General features: G+C 65.0%; 10 protein-coding genes and 1 pseudogene. 4 read left to right on the top strand and 7 right to left on the bottom strand.

What is annotated here, in order from left to right:
• The coding region (locus tag VF497_RS00150; protein ID WP_330885032.1) for an FAD/NAD(P)-binding protein at window positions 1–537 on the bottom strand (537 nt) is incomplete at its 3' end.
• Between the two features lie 299 nt (window positions 538–836).
• Here VF497_RS00150 and VF497_RS00155 point away from each other — a divergent pair.
• The 3 genes from VF497_RS00155 to VF497_RS00165 all read left to right on the top strand — a co-directional run bounded on the left by VF497_RS00155 (window position 837) and on the right by VF497_RS00165 (window position 5,353).
• Window positions 837–2,714 carry an assimilatory sulfite reductase (NADPH) flavoprotein subunit gene (locus tag VF497_RS00155; protein WP_330885051.1) on the top strand — a complete coding sequence of 626 codons (1,878 nt, stop codon included), beginning with the start codon at window positions 837–839 and terminating at the stop codon, window positions 2,712–2,714.
• Window position 2,715: 1 nt separating this feature from the next.
• Complete coding sequence (cysI, locus tag VF497_RS00160; protein ID WP_330885033.1) at window positions 2,716–4,455, top strand: assimilatory sulfite reductase (NADPH) hemoprotein subunit; 1,740 nt, start codon at window positions 2,716–2,718, stop codon at window positions 4,453–4,455.
• Between the two features lie 178 nt (window positions 4,456–4,633).
• Window positions 4,634–5,353, top strand: coding sequence for a phosphoadenylyl-sulfate reductase (locus VF497_RS00165; RefSeq protein WP_330885036.1), 720 nt, complete (start codon window positions 4,634–4,636; stop codon window positions 5,351–5,353).
• Window positions 5,354–5,368: 15 nt separating this feature from the next.
• Here the strand turns inward: VF497_RS00165 and VF497_RS00170 are convergent, their stop codons facing one another.
• From VF497_RS00170 to VF497_RS00180, 3 genes are read right to left on the bottom strand one after another with little or no spacing between them, the layout of a single operon-like run.
• Window positions 5,369–5,983 (bottom strand): hypothetical protein, encoded by a 615-nt coding sequence (locus VF497_RS00170; protein ID WP_330885038.1) that lies wholly within the window; start codon window positions 5,981–5,983, stop codon window positions 5,369–5,371.
• 32 nt (window positions 5,984–6,015) lie between these two features.
• On the bottom strand, window positions 6,016–6,363 hold the full coding sequence (locus tag VF497_RS00175) for a GFA family protein (RefSeq protein WP_330885040.1): 348 nt from the start codon (window positions 6,361–6,363) through the stop codon (window positions 6,016–6,018).
• A 56-nt stretch (window positions 6,364–6,419) separates the two neighbouring features.
• On the bottom strand, window positions 6,420–7,415 hold the full coding sequence (locus VF497_RS00180; protein WP_330885042.1) for a LysR substrate-binding domain-containing protein: 996 nt from the start codon (window positions 7,413–7,415) through the stop codon (window positions 6,420–6,422).
• Between the two features lie 308 nt (window positions 7,416–7,723).
• Here VF497_RS00180 and VF497_RS00185 point away from each other — a divergent pair, with 308 nt between their 5' ends.
• Window positions 7,724–8,749, top strand: a complete 1,026-nt coding sequence (locus VF497_RS00185; RefSeq protein WP_330885045.1) for a cysteine synthase A — start codon at window positions 7,724–7,726, stop codon at window positions 8,747–8,749.
• Here VF497_RS00185 and VF497_RS00190 read toward each other — a convergent pair.
• The 3 genes and pseudogenes from VF497_RS00190 to VF497_RS00200 all read right to left on the bottom strand — a co-directional run.
• Complete coding sequence (locus VF497_RS00190) at window positions 8,741–9,631, bottom strand: EamA family transporter (protein ID WP_330885047.1); 891 nt, start codon at window positions 9,629–9,631, stop codon at window positions 8,741–8,743. The two genes, VF497_RS00185 and VF497_RS00190, sit on opposite strands and share 9 nt — an antisense overlap.
• A 191-nt stretch (window positions 9,632–9,822) precedes the next feature.
• A pseudogene (locus VF497_RS00195) lies at window positions 9,823–10,533 on the bottom strand (sulfate/molybdate ABC transporter ATP-binding protein); the annotation flags it as partial.
• A 74-nt stretch (window positions 10,534–10,607) separates the two neighbouring features.
• The coding region (locus VF497_RS00200; protein ID WP_330885049.1) for an ABC transporter permease subunit at window positions 10,608–11,126 on the bottom strand (519 nt) is incomplete at its 5' end.

Here is an 11,126-nt window from a genome sequence, read left to right on the forward strand (position 1 = left end):
CCACGGGTCGGCCGTGTGGGCATGGCTGGCGCGTGCCGCTTCGGTGACTTCGGCCAGCGGCGTGGACGGCAGCGCGCCGATCGCGAGGACCACGCCGTCGGCATCAAAGTCCTCGCCGTCGGCGGTACCGACGACGTAACCGTTTGCATCGTCGCCGCGCACGCTGGTTGCATCCGCCGAAAGCACGCGCAGGGCGAGGCCGCGTTCGCGTGCGGCGGATATCTCACGCGCCAGCACGGCTTCCACATAGTCGCCGTACCAGGCGCGCGGCACGAAATCGAAGCCCTTGACCGGCCAGCCTTGAGCCTGCCCGTGGGCGACGAACCCGCCGATGTCGTCGGCGAACAGGCCCATGTTGGCCGCACGCACGTTGAGCAGGTGATGCTCGGCCGTGGTCGAGTAGGCGACGCCACGGCCCGGCGCCTGACGGCCGACGAGCCAGGTGAGGTCGAACTCGCCCGGCTGGCCACGGCGCAGGAGTTCGCCCACGACAGCGGAGCCCGCGGCTCCCCCGCCGATCACGATAAGTCGCTGCATATTGAGTTTGTTCGGCTGCCGCATCGAAGCGGCGATGGCTGAATGGAAGCACAACGACTGTTAGGAGTTCGCTAAATCGAAAGTCCCCGCAGTGATGTGGATATGGCCTGCGGCAATGCGGCGGCGCGGCATTGCAAACCGCGCCGCGCTGCGCCTGCGGCCGGTGGCGGATCGCCCATATCACCCGAAGCGATAACTGCCGCGCATGTCCCTATAACAAAAGGTACGTTCTGGCGCCCGCCGGTGAGGACTAGGATCGCCTGCATCGCGTCTGGACATTCAGACGTCTAGCCGTCCAAATCGAAGCGAGTGCTGCCGTGTCCGCCCAACCGAATCGCATTTTATCGCCGTTTTCCGAGGACAAGCTCGCGCTGCTGGCGCGCCTGACCGAGGGTCTCGACACGGACTCGCTGTACTGGCTGTCCGGCTACGTCGCCGGCGTAGCCGCCTCCTCCCGCCATGTGCCGCTGAGCGCCGCCGTCGCGGCCAACGTGGCCGTGCCGCTGCCCGCCACCGTCGCAGCGGCCGCCGAAACTCAGGTTTCAACCCGGCTGACCATCGTCTACGGCAGCCAGACCGGCAACGCCAAGCGCCAGGCCGAGGCCATCGCGCGCGATGCCGAAGGCGCGGGCCTCAACGTGCGTCTGGTGCGTGCGGACGCGTACAACACGAAGGAACTCGCCAACGAACGCCTGCTCTACGTCGTGATCTCGACCCAGGGCGACGGCGATCCGCCCGACGACGCGCGCGGTTTCGTCGAATTCCTCGCCGGCAAGCGCGCGCCGAAGCTGCCGCAACTCAAGTTCGCCGTGCTCGGGCTGGGCGACTCGAGCTATCCGCAGTTCTGCGCGATCGGCACGAAGATCGACGCGCGCCTCGCCGAACTCGGCGCGACCCGCCTATTCGCGCGCGGCGAGGCCGATCTAGACATCGCCAGCGTCGCCGCGCCGTGGTCGAAGCAGGCGCTGGAACAGGCGCGCGAATTGCTCAAGGCCGAATCACCGACGCCGCGCGCGGCCACCGTGACGCCGCTGCGCAGCGGCGTCCATGCGCATGTGCCGGCATGGACGCGCGAGAAGCCGTTCGCGGCGCCGTTGCTCGCGAACCAGCGCATCAGCGCGCGCAATGGCACGAAGGACATCCGCCATGTCGAGCTTTCGCTCGAGGGCTCAGGTCTCGCCTACCATCCGGGCGACGCGCTCGGTGTCGTGGTGACGAATCCGCCGGCATTGGTCGACGCCGTGCTGGCGCAACTGAAGTTCGACGGCGAGCGTGCCGTCACGGCGCAAGGCGAAGCGCACTCGCTGCGCGAATGGCTGCTGCGCAAGCGCGAAATCACTGCGTTGTCGAAGCCGTTCCTGGTCGAACACGCGAAGCGCGCGAAGAACGCGACGCTCGATCGTGCGCTCACGCCCGAAGGCAAGGACGCGCTGCGCGAACTGCTGGGCGATTACCAGCTCATCGACGTGCTGCGCACGTTCGCCGCGGACTGGAGTGCCGAAGAATTCGTCGCCGCGCTGCGTCCGCTCGCGCCACGCATGTATTCGATCGCATCGAGCCAGAAAGCGGTCGGTGACGAAGTCCACCTCACCGTCGCAGTGCTCGACTACGAAAAGTTCGGGACCCGGCACGTCGGCGCGGCGTCACAGTTTCTGGCTACTCTCCCGGAAGACGCCGACGTGCCGGTCTTTATCGAAGAGAACGAACGCTTCCGCCTGCCGGCCGACGCCTCGCGCGACGTGATCATGATCGGCCCAGGTACCGGCGTCGCGCCGTTCCGCGGCTTCATCCAGGAACGCGCGGAAACTGGTGCGAAAGGCCGCAACTGGCTGTTCTTCGGCAATCCGCATTTCCGCACCGACTTCCTCTACCAGGTCGAGTGGCAGAAGGCGCTCAAGGACGGCAGCTTGCACAAGCTCGACCTCGCGTTTTCGCGCGATCAGTCCGAGAAGGTCTACGTGCAGCACTCGCTGCGCCGCCGCGGCAAAGAGCTCTACGACTGGATCGCAAACGGCGCGCATGTCTATGTCTGCGGCGACGCGACGCGCATGGCGCACGACGTCGACGCGGCCCTGCGCGACATCGTCATCGAACACGGCGGCAAGTCCGACGAGGACGCGCGCGATTTCCTCAACCAGCTCGCCTCCGAGCGCCGCTACGCGCGCGACGTCTACTGACATGTCGACGACCGCACCCGCACTGTCCCCCGTCGAAGGCATCAAGACACGCAGCCGCCGCCTGCGCGGCACGCTGCTCGAAAGCCTTGCCAACGAGGTCACCGGCGCAATCGCCGACGACGACACCCAGCTGATCAAGTTCCACGGCAGCTACATGCAGGACGACCGCGACCTGCGCGAGGAACGCCGCGCGGCCAAGCTCGAACCCGACTACAGCTTCATGATCCGCACGCGCCTGCCGGGCGGCGTGGTCACGCCCGAGCAATGGCTCAAGCTCGACGCGATCGCGCAGCGTTACGCCAACGGCACGTTGCGCCTCACCACGCGCCAGGCGTTCCAGTTCCACGGCGTGATCAAGCGTGAACTGAAGGCGACACTGCAGGCGATCAACGCGTCGCTGATCGACACGATCGCCGCCTGCGGCGACGTCAACCGCAACGTCATGGCCGGCGTCAACCCGCTGCAATCCGCGCTGCACGCGCGCATCCACGACGATGCGGCGAAGCTGTCCGAATTCCTCAAACCGAAGACACGCGCCTACTACGAAATCTGGCTCGACGAGGAGAAGATCGCCGGCTCCGGCGAGGAGTACGAGCCGATCTACGGCGCGGTTTACCTGCCGCGCAAATTCAAGGTCGCTTTCGCGGTGCCGCCATTCAACGATGTCGACGTGTTCGCCAACGACCTCGGGTTCATCGCCATCGTCGAGAACGGCGAGTTGCTCGGCTACAACGTGACCGTCGGCGGCGGCCTCGGCGCGACGCATGGCGAGCCGGCGACCTATCCGCGCCTCGCCGACGTGCTCGGCTTCGTCGCCCCGGACCGGATCAACGCGATCGCCGAAGCCGTGGTCACGACGCAGCGCGATTTCGGCGGCCGTGCCGACCGCAAACATGCGCGCCTGAAGTACACGATCGACGACCGTGGCCTCGACTGGTTCAAGGCCGAGGTCGAGCGCCGCTTCGGCGCACCGCTGCGCCCGGCGCGGCCGTTCCGCTTCGAGCACAACGGCGATCGCTTCGGCTGGGTCGAAGGCACGAACGGTCGCGCGCATCTGACCTTGCGCATCGAGGCCGGCCGCGTCGCCGATCGCGGCGAGCACACACATCTGACCGCGCTGCGCAAAATCGCGCAGATCCACGCGGACGAAAATTCCGGCCTCGAATTCCGCCTGACGCCGAACCAGAATCTGCTGATCGCGAACGTGCCGAACGAGGATCGCGCCGAGATCGACGAGATCGTGGCCGAGCACCATCTCGATCTTTACCGCACGGCGACACCGCTGCGCCTCAACGCGCTCGCCTGTGTCGCGCTGCCGACCTGCGCGTTGGCAATGGCCGAAGCCGAACGTTACCTGCCCGACTTCACCGGCAAGGTCGAAGCGCTGCTCGACAGGCACGGCCTGCGCGACGCGCGCATCCACCTGCGTCTCTCCGGCTGCCCGAACGGCTGCTCGCGACCGTATCTCGGCGAGATCGCGCTGATCGGCAAGGCGCCGGGACGCTACAACCTCATGCTCGGCGCCGACGTGCGCGGACAGCGCCTCAACCGCCTGCACCGCGAGAATGTCGACGAGGCGCAAATCCTCGCCACGCTCGACGGATTGTTCGCGCGCTACGCGGGCGAGCGATCCGGTGACGAAGCATTCGGCGATTTTCTCGTGCACGCCGGCCTCCTTGCCGAGGCGCACTACAAAGTCATTCCGGTCACGCTGCTCGAGCCACAAGCTGCGGCTGCGTGAACCCAGGAGCGAAGAACTCATGTTGCACTGTACGAACAATGCCTCAGCCCTCGTCCATGAGGGCAAGAATCAAAAAGCGGCCACTCGCGGCTGCGCTTCTCAACAACAGCGCCGCAAGAAACGACGCTATGAAACCCGTCTCAATCTCGTCAAAAAGCACAGCGCCGGAGAGCGCGCCATGAAACTGCCCGACATCAAGACCGTCGCCGAGGACCCGACCGCCCTCGTCGAACTCAACACCTGGCTGGAAAGCCGCAACGCGCATCAACGCCTGGCCTGGGCACTGGAAAACCTGCCCGGCGAGCATGTGCTCTCATCGAGCTTCGGTGCGCAATCAGCCGTGCTGCTGCATCTGGCCACGCGCGAACGCACCGACATTCCGGTCGTGCTGATCGACACGGGTTATCTGTTCCCCGAAACCTACCGCTTCGCCGACCAGCTCACCGAAAAGCTTTCGCTCAACCTCAAGGTCTACCGCCCGCAGATCGGCATCGCCTGGATGGAAGCGCGCCACGGCAAGCTCTGGGAAAACGGTGTCGACGGCATCAGCGAATACAATGCGCTGCGCAAGGTCGAACCGATGCGCCGCGCGCTGACCGAACTCGGCGCGCACACCTGGATCGCGGGCCTGCGTCGCGCGCAATCGACCACGCGGCGCAACTCGAACGTGCTCGAAGTGCGCGACGGCCGCTGGAAGCTGCATCCGCTGATCGACTGGAGCGACCGCGACATCTGGCAGTACATGCAGCAGCACGGCCTGCCCTATCACCCGCTCTGGGAGCAAGGCTACGTCTCGATCGGCGACGTGCACACGACGCGCGCGCTCGGCGAAGGCATGCGCGAGGAAGACACGCGCTTCTTCGGACTCAAGCGCGAGTGCGGGTTGCACTTCGATTGAAAAGCGTTTTCGGCGCTAGACGCAAATTCCATTGCGAGTCTCGACGACGACGAATTTATCGGCACGCTTCTCGACGACTTGACTGTTCGAGCACCCGCAATCCGAAAAACTGACGATGTATTGCTGGGCTTTGCGGGCAATCTGTCGCAACGGCATGTCATTGATCCACGGCTTCGCCTTGTCCGACGCGTACTCGATCTTGCGATCACGAAACGCGCGAAAGACGTCCAACGCTTCATCCATTCCCGTGCCGGACACGAGCACAAAGGACTTGCTCGGCTCCTTGTCGAAAACCACAGGATGATCCACCGCACCATCGTCGTTGCACGTCAACGTTTCCGATGTCTTCAATTGGCAATTGAGAACCTTGGCTTGTGCAAGGTGATCGCCAGTCGGAACGGGAACAAACTCGATTTGCCCCGATGCCGGAATGAACATCGGATTGATGCACGTGCTCATGCGATGCGTCGCGCCCTTCAACGATGGGATAGCCGTGATCAGTGTCTGGTCCGCAACGTAAAGCGGTTGGCCATGGTCAGCCGCGGAGTGATCCACCGGAAAACTGAATGTGGTCGCGCCGGCGAGTGCCGCCGACCCGCAACAAAACAAACCGAAGATTGTTCTGCGCATGCCATTCCTCGGCCGGAAAAAAGCAGGGCGGCTCAACGCGACCGCCCGTCGTAGTGGGTGACGTTCAGCGCACCCAGATCGACGTTTTCGAGGCAGCGCGCGTTGATCGCGGCCATCGCCTTGCCCGATGAATCGGTGCCTTCGCCGAACGGATGGATGCCGCAGGTCGGGCAGAACTTGTGCTGGATGACGTGCTTGTTGAAGGTGTAGCTCGCCATCGCGCGGTCACCACGCGTCACATGCAGATTTTCACGCGGCACGAACCACATCAGCGCGCCCTTGCGCTGGCACATCGAGCAGTTGCAGCTCATCACGCCTTCGAGATTGCCTTCGACCTCGAACGCGACCTGCCCGCAATGGCAGCTGCCTTGGTACTTCATCGACTGGTCTCCTGCAGACCGGAAGGCCCGCAGGGTAGCCCAGCCGCCGCACAAAGTCAGGCGGCGCGAGCGACGAGCTTCTTCTGCAGCTCGCTCCAGTACGGCGGCAGCGGCCACTCGGCGGGCTCTTCGCCGGACAGCGCGCGCTGCAGGTCGCGCGGATCGATCTGCGGCGCGATCAATTCGGCCAGCGTACCCGCGTAGGCGCGCAGCACGCGGTCGCGGCGCAGCACGAGCCAAGTGGTGCATTCGGGAAACAGGCCGCCGGCATCGATCTGGCGCAGATTGCGCGCATCGTCCTCGGTGAACGCCATATCGGCGAAGATGCCGACGCCAAGGCCGGCGCGCACGTAGGTCTTGATCAAGTCGGCATCACGCGAAGTGCAGGAGAAGCGTGGCACGACGCCGGCCGCGGCGAATGCGCGGCGCAACGACGACTCGGGGCGCAGCGAGGATTCGTAGCTGACCAGCGGCTCGCCGTCGAGATCGGACAGTTTCAGCGGCCGCTTCAATTCAGCGAGCGCGTGTCCGTTCGGCACGACGACGGCGCGGCGCCAGCGGAACAGTGGCACGGCGAGACCGTCGCTGGGCAATGCGCCGGTGGTCGAAATGAGCGCGAGGTCGGCCTGGCCTCGCTCGAACAGGCCCATGACCTGTGCATCGCCGATCGGCTTCAGGTGGACGTTCACCGCCGGATAACGCTGCTTGAGCGTGGCGATCGCGTGCGGCAGCACGAAGCGTGCCTGGGTGTGCGTGGTCGCGATGGTCAACTCGCCCTTGTCGTCGCCGCGCAGGTTGGCGGCGAGCGCGCGGATGTTGCGCGCCTCGGCGAGGATGATGCGCGCGCGGTCTATGACCTGCTGGCCGGCGGGGGTGATCGCGGAAAGACTCTTGCCCTTGCGCGCGAAGAGCTGGAAGCCGAGCTCGTCTTCGAGCTGCTTGAGCTGCTTGGACAGGCCGGGCTGGGTGGCGTGGACCTGGTCGGCGGCCTGGGTGATATTGAGGCCGGCGTCGGAAATGGCGACGAGGTAGCGGAGTTGGGTCAGGGTCATGACGGGGTACTCGAATGGGGTCGCAATCGGGAATCGGCGAAACTTGAAGCGGCGGATTGGCGGCGACAACAGCGAGTGGAATGCAGAAATGCCATGGAATTCTCCCGATTGATGTTATGCAGCATAACGGTTGGTTATTTGGGCGTCCAGACGTCTAGACGGCCAAATGCGCCATTTTTGCAGCAGTTTTCGCCTAATAACCTCGGGTGATATGTCGATGGATGGCGTCCTTTCGCCATGTTTCAAGGGTCACGCCATGGCAGGCACCGCCCTTTGCAAGCCCAGCCTTTCCCAATACGCTTGCGCGCATGGACATCCGCAGAGACTTCGCCGACGCGGTCGGCCATACCCCGCTGATCCGCCTGCAGAGCGCATCGCGACTCACCGGCTGCGAGATTTTGGCCAAGTGCGAATTCGCCAATCCGGGCGGCTCGATCAAGGACCGCACCGCGCTCGGCCTGCTGCTCGACGCCGAGAAAACCGGCGCCCTGCGCCCTGGCGGCACCATTGTCGAAGGCACCGCCGGCAATACCGGCATCGGCCTCGCCCTGCTCGGCGCGAGCCGCGGCTACCGCACGATCATCACGATGCCGAGCACCCAGTCGAAAGAGAAAATCGATGCGCTGCGCGTCACCGGTGCCGAAATACACCTTGTGCCGGCCGTGCCGTATGCCAATCCCGCGCACTACGCCCATGTCGCGCGGCGCATGACCGAGGAGCTCAACGCAAAGAACCCCGGAAGCGCCTGGTTTGCGAACCAGTTCGACAACGTCGCCAACCGCGATTTCCACGAGGCGACGACCGGGCCGGAAATCTTCGTCCAGACCGGCGGGCGCGTCGACGGCTTCGTCTGCTCGACCGGCACTGGCGGCACGCTCGCCGGCGTCGGCCGCTATCTCAAGGCGAACAAGCCCGGCGTGACGATCGCACTGGCCGATCCAGCAGGCTCGGCACTGGCGAGCTACGTCCACACGGGCGAACTGAAGGCCGAGGGCAATTCGATCACCGAAGGCATAGGCTCCACGCGGGTCACGGCCAATTTCAAGGACGCGCCGATCGATCTCGCCTGGTCAATCGGCGACGACGAATCGCTGCCGCTGCTGCATGCATTGCTCGCCGAGGAAGGCCTCAATGTAGGCGGATCGAGTGGCGTCAATCTCGCTGGCGCGATCCGCCTTGCGCGCGCGCTGGGCAAAGGACACACCATCGTCACGCTGCTCGCCGACGCGGGCACGCGCTATCAGGCGAAGATATTCAACCCGGAATTCCTACGCGCGAAAAACCTGCCCGTGCCTGTGTGGCTCGACCGCGCGTTCCCTGCCGCTTCAGACTGAGGCGAAGCGTGCACGCAACCGCGGCCACAGCGTGATCGTCATCAGGCCGAGCAGGACCAGCGCGCCCGCTTCGAGCTTCCACGCCGGTAGCGGTTCGCCGAACCAGATCGCCGCACTCGCCATGCCGACCACCGGCACGAGCAGCGACAGCGGCGAGATCGTCGCCGCCGGATAGCGCGCGAGCAGCCAGTTCCACACGCCGTAGCCGAACAGCGTGTTGGCGACGCCCTGCCACACCGAGGCCACCCAGCCGAAGGCGCTCGCGTGGGCGAGGCCGTCGGCGATGCGCTGCGGACCTTCGAAGAACAGACTCGCGAACAGCAACGGTGGTACCGCGAACACGCTCGACCAGACCATGAAGCCGAGCATGTTCAGCGACGGGGCAATCTGCGCCGCCTTCTTCGCCACCAGATTCGCGATCGCCCACGACAGGCCGCAGCCCAGGGTCAGCAGCAGACCGAGAACCGTCGTGTTCGCGTCGACGTGGAAGAAGAACATCGCGAGGCCGGAGACACACAGCGCCAATCCCGCCGCCTGGAATGCATGCATACGCTCGCCGAGCAGCAACATCGCCAGCACGATCGTGAAGAATGCCTGTGTCTGCACAAGGAGCGAGGCGATGCCCGGCGCGATGTCGCTGCGCATCGCGATGAACAGCACACCGAACAGACCGAAGCCGAGGAAGAAGCCGTTCGCGACAAGAAATCGCCACGGCACCGCGGGACGGCGGATGAAGAACAGCCAGGGTACGCAGGAGAAGAAGAAGCGCAGCGTCGCGAACAGCAGCGGCGGCAGCTCCCCGAGGCCGAGCTTGATGATGACGAAGTTCGTGCCCCAGACGACGATGACCGCCAGGGCAAGCAGCAGGTGCGGGAAAGACATGCGCGAATCGTGGAATACGAGCGAGGCGGCATTCTAGCCGCCGCCCGGCGGCTTCCGGCGAAATTAAGGATTCTTCATTCGCGCCGGCGGCACGCGCATCACCCCAGGCGCACTACACGCGCGACCTTCTCGTGCACGGTGCGCGGATGCGGCGGATGCGCGGCGGTGTAGTGCCCGGCCGCGTCGCGTTCGACGAACTCGGCGACGAAGCGCGTCGCCGGGCGGCGCAGGATCGCCTCGGGCGTGTCGACCTGCTCGATCGATCCGGCGTTCATCACAACCACGCGGTCGGCGAGTTCGAGCGCCTCCTCCTGGTCGTGGGTGACGAACACTGTCGTGTAGCCGGTCTCGTCGTGCAGCTGGCGCAGCCACACGCGCAGTTCCTTGCGTACCTTCGCATCGAGCGCACCGAATGGTTCGTCGAGCAGCAGCACGCGTGGTTCGATCGCGAGCGCACGCGCGAGCGCGACACGCTGGCGCTGGCCGCCCGACAGCTGATTCGGATAGCGCGCCTCGAGGCCGCCGAGCTGGACGAGCTTGAGCAGTTCCTCGCCGCGGCGACGGATCTCCTCGCGCGCGGGGCGGTACTTGCGCTTGCGCACGCGCAGGCCAAAGGTGATGTTGTCGAGCACGCTCATGTGCTTGAACAGTGCATAGTGCTGGAAGACGAAGCCGACGCGGCGCTCCTGCACCGAAAGTTCTGTCGCATCAATGTCGCCGAACTGGATGCGGCCACCATCGATCGGCTCGAGCCCCGCGATCGCGCGAAGCAGCGTCGTCTTGCCCGAGCCCGATGGCCCGAGCAGCGCGAGCAGTTCGCCCGAGGCGATGTCGAGATCGATGGCGTTCAGCGCGGCGACGCTGCCGTAACTCTTGCTCAACTGGCGTATCGAAATTTGCATAGTAGATTTTTATTGAGAAGTGCGGCCAGGGATGGCCGCTTTTTGATTTTTGCGATCACGGACGATCGCACAAATTACCGCCCGCGCAACGCAGCGAGTTCGTCGCCGTGGCGCCATTCGAGAAATGTTTTCAAACCGAGCGTCAGCAGCGCCAGCAGGGCAAGCAGCGAAGCCACCGCGAACGCCGCGACCATCTTGTTGTCCTGATACAGCACCTCGACGTGCAGCGGCATCGTATTGCTCGCGCCGCGGATCTTGCCCGAGACCACGGACACCGCGCCGAACTCACCCATCGCACGCGCATTGCACAGCAGGATGCCATAAAGCAGACCCCAGCGGATGTTCGGCAAGGTCACGTGCCAGAACGTCTGCCAGCCGCTCGCACCGAGACTCAGCGCCGCGTACTCCTCGTCGCTGCCCTGCGCCTGCATCAGCGGAATCAGTTCGCGCGCGACGAACGGGAAGGTGACGAACACCGTGGCGAGCACGAGGCCGGTCTGGGCGAAGATGATGCGGATGTCATGGTCGATCAGCCATCCGCCCAGCCAGGTCTGCGCGCCGAAGATCAGCACGAAGACCATGCCCGAGATGAC

The organism is Rudaea sp., assembly GCF_036383415.1.
Lineage (GTDB): Bacteria > Pseudomonadota > Gammaproteobacteria > Xanthomonadales > Rhodanobacteraceae > Rudaea.

What these genes read in the sequence shown, in the direction of transcription:
- cysI (WP_330885033.1), top strand. Translation starts at nt 2,716, where the DNA reads ATGTCGACGACCGCACCCGCACTGTCCCCCGTCGAAGGCATCAAGACA.
- VF497_RS00165 (WP_330885036.1), top strand. Translation starts at nt 4,634, where the DNA reads ATGAAACTGCCCGACATCAAGACCGTCGCCGAGGACCCGACCGCCCTC.
- VF497_RS00170 (WP_330885038.1), bottom strand. Translation starts at nt 5,983, where the DNA reads ATGCGCAGAACAATCTTCGGTTTGTTTTGTTGCGGGTCGGCGGCACTC.
- VF497_RS00175 (WP_330885040.1), bottom strand. Translation starts at nt 6,363, where the DNA reads ATGAAGTACCAAGGCAGCTGCCATTGCGGGCAGGTCGCGTTCGAGGTC.
- VF497_RS00180 (WP_330885042.1), bottom strand. Translation starts at nt 7,415, where the DNA reads ATGACCCTGACCCAACTCCGCTACCTCGTCGCCATTTCCGACGCCGGC.
- VF497_RS00185 (WP_330885045.1), top strand. Translation starts at nt 7,724, where the DNA reads ATGGACATCCGCAGAGACTTCGCCGACGCGGTCGGCCATACCCCGCTG.
- VF497_RS00190 (WP_330885047.1), bottom strand. Translation starts at nt 9,631, where the DNA reads ATGTCTTTCCCGCACCTGCTGCTTGCCCTGGCGGTCATCGTCGTCTGG.